General features: G+C 42.1%; 9 protein-coding genes. 1 reads left to right on the forward strand and 8 read right to left on the reverse strand.

Annotated features, from left to right (window positions below; all coding sequences use genetic code 11):
* Positions 1-121 precede the first annotated feature (121 nt).
* The gene (locus H8796_RS01940) at positions 122-469 is read right to left on the reverse strand and encodes a hypothetical protein (RefSeq protein ID WP_004296294.1); all 348 of its coding nucleotides are present in this window, start codon (positions 467-469) and stop codon (positions 122-124) included.
* A gap of 1,382 nt (positions 470-1,851) precedes the next feature.
* Between H8796_RS01940 and H8796_RS01945 the strand changes: the two genes are divergently transcribed.
* Positions 1,852-3,060, forward strand: a complete 1,209-nt coding sequence (locus tag H8796_RS01945; RefSeq protein WP_117971898.1) for a hexokinase — start codon at positions 1,852-1,854, stop codon at positions 3,058-3,060.
* Positions 3,061-3,214: 154 nt separating this feature from the next.
* Here the strand turns inward: H8796_RS01945 and H8796_RS01950 are convergent, their stop codons facing one another.
* The 7 genes from H8796_RS01950 to H8796_RS01980 form a co-directional block, all read right to left on the reverse strand.
* Entirely contained in the window at positions 3,215-5,209 is a 1,995-nt protein-coding gene (locus H8796_RS01950) for a glycoside hydrolase family 97 protein (RefSeq protein WP_117971901.1), read from the reverse strand.
* Between the two features lie 115 nt (positions 5,210-5,324).
* On the reverse strand, positions 5,325-6,422 hold the full coding sequence (locus tag H8796_RS01955; RefSeq protein ID WP_117971903.1) for a cellulase family glycosylhydrolase: 1,098 nt from the start codon (positions 6,420-6,422) through the stop codon (positions 5,325-5,327).
* Between the two features lie 68 nt (positions 6,423-6,490).
* A complete protein-coding gene (gene bglX, locus H8796_RS01960) occupies positions 6,491-8,770 on the reverse strand; it encodes a beta-glucosidase BglX (protein WP_187343921.1) in 2,280 nt (759 codons plus the stop codon).
* Positions 8,771-8,786: 16 nt separating this feature from the next.
* Complete coding sequence (locus H8796_RS01965) at positions 8,787-10,898, reverse strand: beta-galactosidase (protein ID WP_187343922.1); 2,112 nt, start codon at positions 10,896-10,898, stop codon at positions 8,787-8,789.
* A gap of 135 nt (positions 10,899-11,033) precedes the next feature.
* Entirely contained in the window at positions 11,034-13,106 is a 2,073-nt protein-coding gene (locus tag H8796_RS01970) for a hypothetical protein (protein WP_117971873.1), read from the reverse strand.
* A gap of 26 nt (positions 13,107-13,132) precedes the next feature.
* Complete coding sequence (locus tag H8796_RS01975; protein WP_004310635.1) at positions 13,133-14,131, reverse strand: family 43 glycosylhydrolase; 999 nt, start codon at positions 14,129-14,131, stop codon at positions 13,133-13,135.
* A 31-nt stretch (positions 14,132-14,162) separates the two neighbouring features.
* A complete protein-coding gene (locus H8796_RS01980) occupies positions 14,163-15,818 on the reverse strand; it encodes a RagB/SusD family nutrient uptake outer membrane protein (protein ID WP_009000097.1) in 1,656 nt (551 codons plus the stop codon).
* Positions 15,819-15,828 lie beyond the last annotated feature (10 nt).

Below are 15,828 nucleotides of genomic sequence, written 5' to 3' on the forward strand. Positions count from 1 at the left end.
GATTTAGAATCAACCGTCAGAATACTTTTTCTAAGCGGTCTAACGGTTGACTATTCCATAGGTATAGATCGGATAAATACAGAGTGGGTACTAATCAGATTCTAACTATAAAATCAGAATGTCATTCTTTTTTAGAGTTCTCTATTCGCAGGCTGACAAGTTCAACCCACTTCTTTATGCCCAAATCAAAGCCGCCTTTTTCTAACAGATGAAGGGCGCCCGCATAATGAAGGGCAGTCTCCTCCCTACTACAGCTTATCTTACAAGACAGTTCACCCAGATAGTATTCCAGCCGGGCCATTTGGATATAGTCCAATAAAGTATAATCCCCTTCGATTGACAAATCAATCAACTCCCGTATCAAAGCATAGGCTAGTTCACATTCCGTATAGGTTAAATCCGAGAGGGGTTTGTACATAACAGGATGCTGAGTCAGCTGAACAACAATTCGATTAAAGTCTCCGTACATAGGTTGCGTTTATTACCGCATCAGTTCCCGGTGGTGCGAGGGTTATAAAAAAAAGAGAGCGTGGAAACTATCTATTCATGCCATATATAGGTATCCGCTAAGACCCCTTTCGTGAACATGAATGATAGCCCCACGCCCAATTGGATATATAACAAGGTTATACAGACAATAGTGCGTGAGACCTGTCATTCATTCCATTCACGAAAGTTAAAATTTAGCGGATTTTATATATGAATGTAACAAATAACCGTTCTCAATAAAATTATTAAAAAACTACTTCCTTCGCTCGAAAGTAAGTTATCACAAAAGTAGAAATAAATATCTATTAAACAAACAATTTTGACAGGAAAAACATGATAGATCAATTAATTCAGTCCATATCGCATAAAAAACACAACCCCAATATCCTACTAGAAACAATTTTTCTTTTTCATTTCTCATGTTCTCATAACGCACATAATAATATCTTGTAAATCAAAGATATAACACTATGAGAAATAAAATAGAAAATAGCATTTCTCATAGTATTACCAGCATTTTGTCCATAAAACAACGCATTTCTCATACCTTTTCAAGGTATTTCTCATAGTATTTTAACCATTTATCCTATAAATTATCAAGCCAGATTCTAAGCTAAAGACCAAGTAGAATACCAGATTATACACTGCTTTACAATATATTACCAGTGCTTATTGAAAGTATATAGAGCGGACATTTGTATATTTTCCTACCTGCATCTGTATCGTTCCACTCCAGTGAACAGATCGTTCCACTCGAGTGGACGGTTCTTTTCACTCTAGTGCACAAGCCTGTTCACTGGAGTGGAACGATACAGATAGTAGTAGGAAGGAATGAAAATGATTAAGGAAAAACATAAAGATATAAGGTGAATGATACACAGGAAAGCAGTAAACAATAGGAAGTTGATTAATAAACGACATAAGGAAAGGAATAATCGCAAGTCCGGCGATAGTCCGGAAAAAGCTACAGCCATCATGCATGAGAAATGAGCAAAATAGATAAAAGGAATATGAGAATAAGATGAGAAATGATTTAAAACCTATGAGAAATGCATTATTTTTAGGTCTAAATGATGGAAATACTATGAGAAACACCATTCTACAGTTTATTTCTCATATCATTATATAATTGATTTACAATTAATTACCATATCGCTCATGAGAATATGAGAAATGAAAATGAAAAATCATTTGCAGGAAGGCTGAATTCAACGAAAGGTTATTTTTTAGGAAAGAGCAAAAAAGAAAGAGATAAATCAGGAATCCGGCCGAATCCATATACCGTATACCGACCGACCGAGCAAAATTCCTTTTCAGTTGTTATTCATATATATCATAGTATACACAATAAAAGTCAATATCATGGAGAAGAATATTTTTCAGTTAGATAATGAGCAACTCAAAGAAATTGCCCGTTCATTCAAAGCAAAAGTAGAAGAGGGATTGAACACTGAAAATGCAGAGATACAATGCATTCCAACTTTTATCACTCCGAAAGCAAGTAGTATTAATGGTAAATCGTTAGTGCTTGATTTGGGAGGAACCAATTATCGGGTGGCAATCGTTGACTTCAGTAAAGTTCCTCCAACCATTCACCCCAACAATGGTTGGAAGAAAGACATGTCGGTTATGAAATCTCCCGGCTATACCCGCGAGGAGTTATTCAAAGAATTGGCAGACATGATTACCGGAATAAAACGGGAGAAAGAAATGCCAATCGGATATTGCTTTTCTTATCCGACAGAGTCTGTGCCAAGCGGAGATGCCAAACTCTTACGCTGGACAAAAGGAGTTGACATAAAAGAGATGATCGGAGAAGTGGTAGGGAAGCCTTTGCTGGACTATCTAAACGAAAGAAATAAAATCAAGTTTACGAATATAAAAGTGCTTAATGACACCGTAGCCAGTTTATTTGCAGGACTTACCGACAACAGTTACGATGCATATATAGGTCTGATTGTGGGAACAGGCACCAATATGGCTACTTTTATTCCGGCTGACAAAATTAAGAAGTTAAGTCCGTCACATAAGGTCGATGGCTTGATTCCCGTTAATCTGGAGTCAGGGAACTTCCATCCGCCATTCCTCACTGCAGTAGATAATACGGTAGATGTAATCTCCGACAATCCGGGAAGACAACGTTTCGAGAAAGCTGTATCCGGCATGTACTTGGGAGACATTCTAAAAGCGACTTTCCCTCTGGAAGAATTTGAAGAAAAATTCGATGCACAAAAGCTTACCTCTATCATGAACTATCCCGATATTTATAAAGAAGTGTATGTGCAGGTAGCACAGTGGATATATGGCAGATCAGCGCAATTGGTTGCAGCTTCACTTACAGGGCTTATCATGTTGCTAAAGTCATACAATAAGGAGATAAGGAGAATTTGCCTGGTTGCCGAAGGAAGTCTTTTCTGGAGCAAGAACAGAAAAGATAAAAACTATAATATGATTGTCATGGAGAAATTACGGGAACTCTTCAGTTTATTTGGTTTGGAAGACGTAGAGATCGACATAAAAAGTATGAATAATGCCAATCTGATAGGAACAGGTATTGCGGCATTATCCTGACACGTTCTAATTTGTCATTGCACGGCAGGTCCTCAATCGGCCTGTTCATAAAAGTTCGATGCTGTATCAAATTTACTGATACAGCATCGAACCTATTTCAAACTTATTAAATCCGGTTCAATATTTAGATAGAATATAGAACCTAAAGTACCTATTATTTGATCTTCAGTGCAAAACCACCTCCGGGTGCCAAATGAATCTTCAACTTACTGTCATTCTTTATCCGGAAAGATTCACATTTATAATCACGTCCAACCCGGTGAGCATTCACTCCATCCTTAAATAATGTAGCATCGTATGTTTTGTCGCCCAAGAAGGAACAATCTACTTCAATGTCACGTGCCGTCCAATCGGTAATTCCACCTACATACCAGACATTTCCTGCCCGGCGCGCCGTTACAATGTACTCTCCCATTTTGCCATCAAGCACGATACTTTCATCCCATACGGTCGGAATATTGGCAATAAATTCGGTCGATTCCGGTTCGCGCATATAGTTGCTTGGCGCATCGCACAGCATATTGAAAGGAGACTCGAATACCACATACAGAGCAAGTTGGCGACAGCGAGTTCCCTGGCTCATAGGTTCCGAGTTACAAGGATAATAGTTGCCTTTCGAAGCATTACGCATCGCGCCTTGGGTGTAATCCATCGGACCGGAAACCTGACGGGTGAAAGGCAACAGTACGTCATACTTCACCTGATCGACCGAAGCCGAACTCCATTTCATCTGTTCCAAGCCATTAACCCCTTCAAAGTTCAACACATTCGGATAGGTACGATTCAAGCCGGCCGGTTTATGCGTTCCATGCAAATCGAGAATCAATTTATATTTAGCACACATTTCGGCAGCCCGATAATTGAATGCTGTCATATACTGATCGTCACGATCCATAAAATCGACCTTAAAGCCTTTGACTCCCATGTCGGCAAAATAATGGCAAACGTTCTCCATATCACGATCGAAGGCATAATAACCAGCCCAAAGAATGATACCTACATTTTTGGAAGCTGCATAATCTACCAGTTCTTTCAGATTAATATCTTTCACTACTTGCATCAAATCCGCCTGCAGGTTGACTGCCCAACCTTCATCAAGGATTACATATTCTATTCCGTTTGCAGAAGCGAAATCAATATATGCTTTATAAGTCGGATTATTTACTCCGGTGATAAAATCAACGCCATCCAAGTTCCAGTTATTCCACCAATCCCATGCCACTTTACCGGGTTTGATCCATGAAATATCCGTCAGACGGGAAGGAGCAGCCAACAAATAGCTCAAGTTGCTTGCCGCCAAATCTTTATCGGAAGTGGTAACAATGCTCATTCGCCATGGAAAACTTCGGGGTTTATCTACTTTGGCAATGTAAGCTTCACGCTCTTTCACTAACATCTGAAGTTGATTGTGTCCGCCCTGCACCGTCTTCTTGGGATAGGGAGCGAATTGACCCGTCAATCGGTTTTCCCCTTCAGCAGCAGATAAATAGAGACCGGGATAATTCTCCAAACCGGATTCTGTGATACAAATCTTGACACCTTCACCAGCATCCACTACTAATGGCAAAAACATCAAACGTTTTTTATTCAGTTTCGATAATCGATCAGTAGTATAAGTGTTCTCGAAAGAATTGAAATATTGGGATTCGTAATCACCGTCTTTCCCCGCTTTTACATACGGAACAGAGGCTACCATATCGGACGGGAAACGGTAATCTACAGTTTCATCCACTACATTGAAAGGTTTCTTCGACCGGCTGACAAAGCGATATGCAATACCATCATTGTAAGCACGAAACTCTACGTTCCAATCTTTCTTAAACCGGAGAGTCAGTTCATTATAGTAATCTCTTAGTTCGTTGGCGCGATAGAAAGGGGAAGGAACCATCTGATCTACTTTTTTCCCGGAAGTGCCGGCCAACTTTGCTTTCTCTCCCCAAACTTCTCCATTCTCCAATGTCATCGAAATCGGAGAAGGAGCCAGTATCTGACGTCCGTCACAATGGATGTCATAAGTCAACTTATCACCGACGGTAATAGTTGTTTGGAGTTTCCCATCCGGAGAGTTCAAGGTAAATTGTTTTTGTGCTTGTACCGTAAGCGTACATGCGACAACACATAGAAATAATAAAATCTTCAGTTTTTTCATGGTTTTAATTATAGTAGTTATCAAATCATAAGAAGAATGATGCAAAAATAAAATAATATATTATAGTAACCTATATGAAAACTAAAAAACAGAAATGAAAAATGAATACGAGATTCTATCTTTTTCCTGTCAGAGATTTTATGCAATCGACTTCTTCCTGCTGAAAAGGTACTCCGTTAGAACGATAAATATCATGGAACCATAACTCCGGCTCTTCTCCCGACGGAATCACTTCATCCCAAGCAAAAATAGTATTTGTCTTTCCTGCAACAAATCCCCAATTAATAGCTCCGGCCTTTTCTTTTTTCATCAGAGGAAGGACATTGCAAAAACGGCTGTCATTGCGGCGGGCCATATATTCGGTACAGATCAACGGACGGTTAAGCATCTTTAGAAACTTGATGCACTCGGCATGCTGTGCCTCATTATCGTAATTATGATAAGAGATAATATCCGAATGATTCAGCATAAATGCATTCAGAACATTCTTGCGGGGAGAATTATAGTCCCAGACACCGGCAGTAATCGGTTGTGACGGTTTACAGTCGCGTACCCAGCGAAAAACATTGGTCAATAAAGACAAAGAGGTTTCCTCGTGTTTACTATTTCCGGGTTCATTATACAAATCCCACATCAATATCCGGTCATCATGAGCGTAAGTGCGTATAATATCTTTGACATACTCTTGTAGAAAAGGATACAAAGTCAGTGTATCCTTGCGCAAGCTACACGAAGGGTCCTGTACCCATCCGGAATTATGAACTCCCGGCTTCGGTTCTGGTTGTTTGCCATAAGTAGATTCAGCATTCCAACAGTCATCAAAGAATACAAACATAGGACGAATTGAGTACTTTTTACAAATATTCAGAAATTCATCCATACGTTTTTTCATGCCTTTCGCATCGTTTTTCCATACGACACTGCTTAAGAAAACCCGTAAGGTATTAAAACCCAGATCATGTGCCCATGACAGTTCTTTATCTATTTGTTTAGGATTGAAAGTATCCGCACTCCACATTTCTATCTGATTGATTGCTGTTGCCGGAATATAATTGCAACCTATCAGCCAATCCTGGTCGTCATACCATTTCTGTATTTTCTCTTCTGACCAACGATCATTGTTTGAGGAATTGCACTCCTGCGTACAAGCATTTATACATATCCCCACTAAAAAGAATAAAAATGCAACACTAACACACCATTTATTTTTCATGCTATTTCAATTGATTAATATACAAGTCTATTTATTTTAATTTTCACCTTTGAGTTATACTGTATCCATCATTCAGCTCTAAACCGCTTGGTTTGTACATCACGGGAGTTCGATCCTACCATGACATCAAATTCTCCTGGTTCATAGATATATTCCAAACCGGAATCATAGAATTTCAGATCATTTTCCGTGATAACGAAGTTAATGTCACGACTTTCACCACTCTTCAGGAAAATACGTTCAAAGCCTTTCAACTCCTTCACCGGACGGGCAATCTCTGCATATATATCACGAAGATATAGCTGCACTGTCTCGTAACCGTCGTAGTTTCCTTTATTGGTAACAGTCACAGAAACCGTTAACTCACCGTTTTTAGGTAAAGTTTCCGAGCTAATCTGAAGATCACTATAAACAAAGTCTGTATAACTCAAACCATATCCGAACGGATACAGAGGCTCATTACTCTCATCCAGATAATTGCTGGCATAACGATTAAATATACGATTGTCAGGATCAGGACGACCGGTATTCAGATGATTGTAGAATAATGGTAACTGTCCCACCGAACGCGGGAAAGTCGTTGTCAATTTACCGCTTGGAGCTACTTTGCCGAACAGTACGTCAGCAACCGCATCCCCCGTTTCACTACCTCCAAACCAGACATTCAAGATGGAATGTACATTTGTAGCCTCCCAGTTCAAAACCAAAGGACGACCCGTGAACAAAAGAAGTACGACAGGTTTGCCCGTCTTCACCAGAGCTTTTAATAAGTCCTGTTGAGCATCGGGTATCTCCAGATTGGTACGTGAAACCGATTCACCACTCATTTCCGCACACTCACCCAAAGCAGCTACAATCACATCAGCACGGGCAGCTATACGCAAAGCCTCATCCAATAACTGCCGGTTGTCTCCACGTTCAAGCGGCCGAATACCCGTAGCAGCCTTTTCCGTTTCTGCATCATAATATATGTTACTGCCTTTCGCGTACAGTATTTCAGCCTTATCACCCGCTGCCGAACGGATTCCTTCCAGTAACGTTCCGTGCCGGGAAGGAGTACATGTCATACTCCACATTCCACACATGTTATTACGTGCATCTGCCATCGGACCGATCAGGGCAATCTTTCCTTTTATGTCCAAAGGAAGCAGATGACGATCGTTCTTCAACAAAACAAAAGTTTCAGTTGCAATCGTACGGGCGGAAGAACGATGTTCGGCCGTATAAAGTTTTTCCCGGGTACGCAGAGTATCACAATATTTATACGGATCGGAGAATAACCCCAATTTATATTTAGCTTCCAGGACACGACGGCAGGCCGCATTTATCTGTTCTTCCGTCACTTTTCCTTCTTTCAGGGATTCTTCCAGTGTGTTCAGAAAACCACAGGAAACCATATCCATATCTGTCCCTGCCTGCAAAGCACGTATGGAAGCTTCTTTCAGAGGGGCGACACCGTGGGAGGACATTTCGGCTATCGAATTATAATCTGTCACCAATAGTCCCCCGAAACCCCATTCATCCCGAAGCAGATCGGTCAGTAACCATTTATTGGCCGTGGCAGGAATACCGTCGACGATATTAAAAGAACTCATGACACTACCTACACCGGCATCAACGGCAGCTTTATAAGGAGCCAGATATTCGTTATACATACGCAGGCGGCTCATATCCACCACATTATAATCACGTCCTGATTCAGACGCTCCATAAAGTGCAAAATGTTTCACACAGGCAAGTATTTCATCGTTGCCCTGCATATTGTTTCCCTGATAACCACGCACATACGCTTTAGCCATTAAAGAACCCAGGTAAGGATCTTCCCCACTCCCTTCTGCGATACGTCCCCAGCGGGCGTCACGACAAATATCGACCATCGGGCTGAATGTCCAGTTAATACCGTCTGCGCTGGCTTCAATGGCAGAGATGCGTGCCATACGTTCGACGGCCAGAGTGTCCCAACTGCAAGAAAGCGCCAATGGGATCGGGAAAATAGTTTCGTAACCGTGGATAACGTCTGCACCTACAAGTAGAGGTATTTTCAACCGGCTTTCTTCTACCGCAAGGTGTTGCAGGGCATTGATTTTCTGAATCCCCTTGACATTGAAGAAGCCGCCTATTTCCTGTTTGCGAATCATATCGCTAAGTTCACCGTTCATCACCGAACCTGTCACGAGATCACCGCCCGAAGGCAGGTTTAGTTGTCCGAGTTTCTCACGGAGAGTCATCCGCTCCATTAAGTCGGTAATGAAACAGTCCATTTCCGCATCTTTCCCTCCCCCGGACGGTGAGCAGGCAAAGAGAGTAAGCCCGCAAAGGGCACAAGATATAAGATTTTTTATCTTCATTTTTCTTGTTATTGGGTTATTTATGCTTGTTGTCCGATTTTTCTTTCCACACCACTACTCCCGCAGGTTCAAGGCGTGCACTGCCAATCAGTACCTCCGCCTCATCGGGAATGACTATTTCCTGAATGTCCGACGTATAATTCAAGGCGATGTAAAAACCATCACGCCATTCTTTCACTACTCCGTACGGCAAATCTTCGGTCGATACGCCTGCTTCTGTATATACACGACGTACCACCTCTTTTTCCAGTTTGCCGTCATCGGTATCCGTTCCGATATAAGTGACCGTTCCCTTACCCAGTTTGTGGTGTATCACGGAAGCGGCTCCTTTATAAAACTGGTCTGTATAGACAGCCCACACATCTGTTCCGGCAGCCGGTGTCAGTACGTCTCCCCAATTATTCCAGGCAAATTCCTTACCCTCGAAATTGATCTTTCCGTACAGATTGTGTGGCAGATGGTCATAATACAAGCTATTTATTCCGGCCAGTTGATGGATCGGAGTAGCCAAAGGAGCCTCCCACAGTTTGGCGTCACGGTCTTTCTGACCGGTACGGCAAGTCAGGATCAGGTGTCCTCCCTTCTTCACATATTCAGTCCAACGTTCCACCAGCTTGTTGTCAAGCAACTGATAGGCAGGAGCTATCAGGAAAGGATAACCGGAAAAATCCTCTTTCTCCGAAATCACGTCTACGGGAGCTGCAAAAGATTTTAGCAGATTGTAATATTTATGCACGTGAGCCATCGTCCGCCATTGATCCGTCTGCCGCTGAAACTCCATTTCCCAATAATTACTCATATCGAAAAGTAAACCAATACGCCGGGAGGCCAGTTGACCGGGCATACGATTTTTCTTATCGTAGGCGGCACGCAGTTTTTTCATCTCCTGCGTAATGCGTACATATTCTTCACCGCCCGGAGAAAGAGTTACTCCATCAGTCATTATCATACCGTAATGATATTGCTCACTGCCTTTCAGAGGTTGACGGAAACGGTAATTGCATACGAATTTCCCACCACCTGCAAAGACGTGATACACCCACATACGGACGGCACCGGGTAAAGGTTGGGGGTTATACACTCCCCAGTTCACCTGCCCGGGTTGGAGTTCCATAACTCCAAAGGCTTTACCTACGCGATTACGGAACTGGTCGTTTGAGAAACCGAGATCTTCCGGAATACCCATCCGAAAACCCTGGCTGCCTATTCCCTGATTATGTCCGGTCACCAGATAGCGGGTGTAGGTCAGGAAATCCGGATGATCGATCCGTACCGGATCGACCGGATTGAAAATAGGTATCAGGTTGGTAGTGATCCATTGGTCTTTGTGGATATGCCGCCGAAGGATGTCTGCCTGCATATTGACAAAGCCTGCCAGTTCATCCGCCATAAAGCGGTTTAAATCAAGCATAGCGTGAGGATTGGCCTTATCAGGTACTTCCTGTTGGTTGGGAAGGCGAACCTGCTCGAAGTTCTGATAGGTTTCACTCCAGAAAGAGGTACCCCAGGTATCATTCAGTTTGTCAATAGTGCCGTATTTCTTCTGTAACCAGACACGGAATTTGGCTTGTGCATTTTCACTGTAATCTACCACCCCGTAGTGTCCCGGTTCATTGTCAATCTGCCAGCCGATAACAGTGGGATTATTGCCATAATGTATTGCCAGGCGGGAAACGATATTTTCTACATAATGACGGTAGCGATCACTACTCCAGGAAGCGTGCTGACGTCGTCCGTGTTGAATGGTCACTCCATTATCCCGTTGAATCAGTATGTCGGGATATTTTTTCGACAGCCAGACGGGAGGCGTGGGGGTAGGTGTACACATGATTACTTTCAGGCCATACTTCTCCGCCAGAGAGACTGCACGATCCAGCCATTCAAAATGATATTCTCCCTCTTCCGGTTCCATCATAGCCCAGGCGAACTCTGCAAAATGGGTGAACTTGATGCCCATTTCCGACATTTTCTTCAAATCACGCTCCCATTGGGAGGAATCCCATTGCTCGGGATAATAGTAAGAGCCCAAAGCAAACAACTCTTCCTGAGGAAAAGACTTATCGACCGGAGACTGGGAAAAGGATGATAATGAAAACAATAAAGTTAAAACAAATAGGAAATTCTTCATGGATATTATTTTTAGAATCTATATGATAAGACATTTCTGAAAGAAAAAGCCACATTGCTATTTGTATAAAGAGGTCGTGTTTCGGTGAAACCCGGCCTCTTTATCTTATGTAACACGAATACCTATGCCAGACTATTATCTCTTTGTAAACGTACAGGTATTTGTATTCATATCCAGTTTGACATGATATATACCGGCTCTGAAATTATTTCCCGGTCCGAAGTTCTCTGTTTCCTTCCATTGATCTCCATCCCAATAACCACCCCGGGCTATTAAATCACCTTCAGAAACGATGGTCACATCAAACGAAGTAATTACTTCATTCCAAGCACTTCGTTTTTTAAAGAATTTAAACATAAAATCTTTTCTTAATAGCAGATTAGTCTCGAAAACTCCATCACTCGTCTTCACACAACAAATAGCATCTTTAGGGGTATCCCATAGCCAACCACCACTACTTAGATTGCCAGCAATATCTACATCTAAATTCCCACTAATTTTAGGATGTCCGAAGTTCAAGCCACAAACCCACAATGCATTAGGATACGCCATTGAAACATCAGCAATCTCTACAAAGATCATCTCTCTAACCTTATTATACAAAATTTTATATTTCCCATCCTGAGCATTGAACTTGTATTGTCCATTCTCATTTGTAAAATATTCCGGCTGAAGCATATAATCCAGATAACTAAACCCATCAAAGTCAACAACCTGACCTTTTATAAGATTTAATTCCACACCTAAATAATCAGGATAATCAGATTGAGTCAGTTCCGTACCATTTATTTTATAAGATTCCGGTCCAAGTTGTCCTTCATCTACCTTATCAATAAACATACATAGATTCTTATTCAAATCTATCCGGACACGATATACTCCCGGTGTGAAATCCGGTCCGGCTACAAAATCACCGGTAAAATGTCCGCCACCAGTGCCACCTGTTGCCGGATCACTGTAATACCATCCCTTACCCAATAAATTAACAGGTTGCGTATTGACAATAGTACTAGCCAGTTCACCTCCCCAAGGACGTTGTTTGTAGAATTTAAACTGGAAATCTTTAACCAGATAAAGAGTGGTTTCAAAAATATTGTCTGCTACCTTCACACACTGGAATGCATCACTCGGCAAGTTGAAAGTCCATGCACCGACAGTCACCCGTCCGGCTTGAGGATGTCCGAAACTGGATCCGCAAACCCATAACCCATCCGGATAATTCACCGAGCGGTTTTCCAGATATGTCAGTTTGTTTATCGGATCATAATACAATTTATAGTTTCCGTCTACTCCGATAAATGTGGCTTTATCTTTTGTTATATTTTCAAAGAAATCCGGTTGAAGCATCTTTCTCACATCACCAAAATTGCTGAAAGTCACTTCATCACCTTTATGAAGTTCCAAAGCAATGCCCAGAAAAGATGAAGCCTCTTCTAATATACCCATTTCCTGACCGTTAACCAGGAAGGATTGTTCTTGAATATTCTCATCTTTCGCTTCAAAAGCACAAGTGTTATTGTTCAAATCGAGCGTGATAAGATAAACTCCGGGTTGGAACAGAGGTCCCGGAATAAAATCTCCTCCCGTCTTTCCGGCAACCAGGAAAGGGGTAGTTAGAGTGATATTATCTTCGGGAAGAGTAGTGATCTCATTGTCTCCTTCTCCCCAGCCTCTATGCTTGAAAAACTTAAATGAGAAGTTATTAGCCAGATAGAGAGTCAGTTGAAAAACATTGTCGGCACTTTTATAGCAATAAAGCACATTGTTGGGTCCGTCCATACTCCAGCCGCTTGTGGTAACCAGCCTCGCTTGAGGATGTCCCCAATTGGCTCCGCAGAACCATAATCCGTCCGGATAGGTCGCCCCGGCTTTTTCTATGTACAAAAGCTCATTAGCAGGATCATAAAGCACACTATAATCAGCCGTCTCTCCTTTGAAACGGGCCTTATTTTCGGACACATATTCAAAGTAATCCGGTGAAAGAATGGATTCTATTTCGTCAATCCCCGAAAACTCGACTTCCTGTCCTTTTTCCAGATGAAGCTTTTTTCCCTGAAAATTAGAGTAAATCTCTTCATCCAACACTTGACCTCCTACAGAAAGAGGAGAGGCAAGTTTCCATTCCGGCCATTGATCCCATTTCTGTACGTCATCACTGCAAGATGCCGTTAACAGCAACAGAAGAACCGTATATATATAATATTTCATAATGCAGTCATATTAAGATTATACATTTATTTTTTATATGCTTTCAGCAGAGCCTGATAAACTGTTTCGTTCACCTTTACGATGCAGCCGTGTCGTGCGCCGGGTCTGTCCGTACCATCCTTTACATTAGGTCCGGAGAAAGTACGTTCTTTCCATGGGCCGTCCATAGAGGTCGACTGAAACAAATGATACCCATAAGGTTTGGCTGCATAAGATTCCGCATAAATAAACCAACCGCTATGATTCGGCCGTTCGATAAAAATAGGTGCTTCACGCATCATATCATTCGGAGTAACAGGTGCTCCCGGATTAGTGTAGGGACCAGTCAGATTGGAAGAGGTGGCAATACGGACTGTTTTCCCTGTTTCCGGGGCAACAGCCGGATCGCGTTCGTCTTTCATAATCGCATAATAAACACCGTTTACTTTACGGATAATAGCATCGATAATAGCCATATTCTCATCCGTACCGGTAAAATTGAATAATTTCTGTGGTTCCGTATAGGTCTCGAAATCCTTTGTCAACACATAGAGAGTGCGCATACTGTCCCAATCGTCCTTATCCGGGTCGTTGCAGGCATGCCAGCTTATAATGTACTGTTCGCTATCCTTGTCATAAAACATTTTGGGTGCTCCCCAATAATAGGTAGTATAGAATCCCTGTGCATTGCTACGATTAAAAATCATTTCATTCAACTGGGTAGATGTCCATGTCACCAGATTTTCCGAACGCCACAAAGCCAGCGGATTGACTGCAATCATATAGAAAGCTCCGTCATGTCCCTGACAAATATCAGGATGTCCAATGTAAGCGCTATTGATGATCCGGCCTTTATTCAGTGTTTCCCAGTTGATGCCATCCCGGGAAACAGCATAATACAACTTTCCATAATTCGCATTAGTCATGTGAGCGAACAAATATCCGCCATCAGTTTCCACCGGAATTTCTTCTCTGCCTGTTTCTGCATCATCCGAACACGACCAACTCATTAAAGACAATAATAGACCAATTATATAGTAACTCATACGTTTCATATCTTTTATTCAGTTAATAGGTTTAATTTATACTTTGCTGCGCTTTGCTCTTATCCTCCGCCCAACCCGGACGTTCCCAAGTCTGCTTCAGCTCTTTTCCATAAGAAATGGCCTGTTCGACTGCATAGTTAGGAATCGGCATGTATTGATGCGTCGGCATTATGCCTTTCGCCTTATACATTTCTTGCGCGTATTTATTAAAGCGGATCAAGTCAATCTTTCGATTACCTTCATAGAAAAATTCATGTCCCCGCTCTATCAGAATAGCGTTTAAAAAAGCGTCTTTTGTATTGGTTGTCACACTCGGCAAGTCCGACAGCCCGGCTCTTTTTCTCACCTGATTCACCGCATTTATAGCAGCTACGGAAGGTACAGTTCCTGTTTTACGCACTTCTGCCTCTGCATACATCAATAATACATCGGCCCATCTTGCCAAAGGAATATCGGTACCCTGGAAAGTAGTCATCGTCTCCTGCGGGAATTTATTTATAATATATCCGTTCCATCTCACTCCCAGATTATCTTTGTTGATAACGACACCATTCTTATCCTTATAACTGGTTACAATGGTCTTCAGACGACCGTCGTTGCTTTCGAAAGCATCGTAGTATTTTTTATCCATACTGAAAGCCTGGAGCCATCCGCCTCCCATTGGAAAAGGATCCCCTTTTGCCACATCAGAAGGTAAAGCCCACATCAGGAAAGGATTCGCATTTCCATGTTTCGGGTTACCATCGGCAGTCGGGCTACAGCTGACAGCCATAATCATTTCTTTATTGAATTTATTGGCATTCTTAAACAGGTCAACGTACGGAGTACTTCCGGTTTTAAACAAATCATATTTGCCCGTATTGAGTTCATTATACATATCAATCGCTCTCTGATAATAGCCTTCCATGTGTTCACCCTCGTTCAGACAGTGTTTCATCAGGCAGAAACGGGCATAGTCACGCGTATAGCGTCCCAAATCCGGGGCTACTTCGGGAGCATTCTTTGCGGCAAATTCCAGATCATCCGTAATCCATTGAGTCATTTCATCCAAAGAAGGACGCACGGTATTCGACAACGCTTCCGGATCAATTACTTTTTCGGGATCCAGGATTACCGGTACGGGACCGTAAACATGCAACAGGAAGTACATCATCAATCCACGACACAAGCGTGCTTCTCCAAGTAAATTATTCTTCTTTTCTTCCGTAAGAGCAGTCAGGGGAGCTTTTTCCAACGTTCCAATCACTTCAGTCATACGGGTTACCTGGGCTGTTTTCGGGAAATGATTCAAGTTGCCACCGTCGTCTACATTTCCGCGCCAGTAATAAAAGCAATTACTATAATCTCCTTTACTAAGGCGTTCCCAGTCTGCACCTACTGTGGTAGCAGGCGCACATATATCAGAAGCAGAATCAAACATACGCACCGCTCCTCCAGACTGTATATGAATACCATGTTGCAAACCACCCGAACCCATATCATACGTCCAAACCGTAGTATAAGGCAGGTAGCAAACCATCATATAGGAAACATACTCCTGCTCTGTGGAAGGATATTCTCCCTGCAACAAAGCTCCGTAAATATAAGGATCAAAATTATTCTCACAACTACCGAATAAGAGTTGCAAGGAAACAAGCATCGGTAAAAAGAACTTCTTTTTCATACGACATAATTTGTTAGATTTCATAGCTTGAAGT

It is taken from the genome of Bacteroides sp. M10 (genome assembly GCF_014334015.1).
Classification (GTDB): domain Bacteria; phylum Bacteroidota; class Bacteroidia; order Bacteroidales; family Bacteroidaceae; genus Bacteroides; species Bacteroides intestinigallinarum.

What these genes read in the sequence shown, in the direction of transcription:
- H8796_RS01940 (WP_004296294.1), bottom strand. Translation starts at nt 469, where the DNA reads ATGTACGGAGACTTTAATCGAATTGTTGTTCAGCTGACTCAGCATCCT.
- H8796_RS01945 (WP_117971898.1), top strand. Translation starts at nt 1,852, where the DNA reads ATGGAGAAGAATATTTTTCAGTTAGATAATGAGCAACTCAAAGAAATT.
- H8796_RS01950 (WP_117971901.1), bottom strand. Translation starts at nt 5,209, where the DNA reads ATGAAAAAACTGAAGATTTTATTATTTCTATGTGTTGTCGCATGTACG.
- H8796_RS01955 (WP_117971903.1), bottom strand. Translation starts at nt 6,422, where the DNA reads ATGAAAAATAAATGGTGTGTTAGTGTTGCATTTTTATTCTTTTTAGTG.
- bglX (WP_187343921.1), bottom strand. Translation starts at nt 8,770, where the DNA reads ATGAAGATAAAAAATCTTATATCTTGTGCCCTTTGCGGGCTTACTCTC.
- H8796_RS01965 (WP_187343922.1), bottom strand. Translation starts at nt 10,898, where the DNA reads ATGAAGAATTTCCTATTTGTTTTAACTTTATTGTTTTCATTATCATCC.
- H8796_RS01970 (WP_117971873.1), bottom strand. Translation starts at nt 13,106, where the DNA reads ATGAAATATTATATATATACGGTTCTTCTGTTGCTGTTAACGGCATCT.
- H8796_RS01975 (WP_004310635.1), bottom strand. Translation starts at nt 14,131, where the DNA reads ATGAGTTACTATATAATTGGTCTATTATTGTCTTTAATGAGTTGGTCG.
- H8796_RS01980 (WP_009000097.1), bottom strand. Translation starts at nt 15,818, where the DNA reads ATGAAATCTAACAAATTATGTCGTATGAAAAAGAAGTTCTTTTTACCG.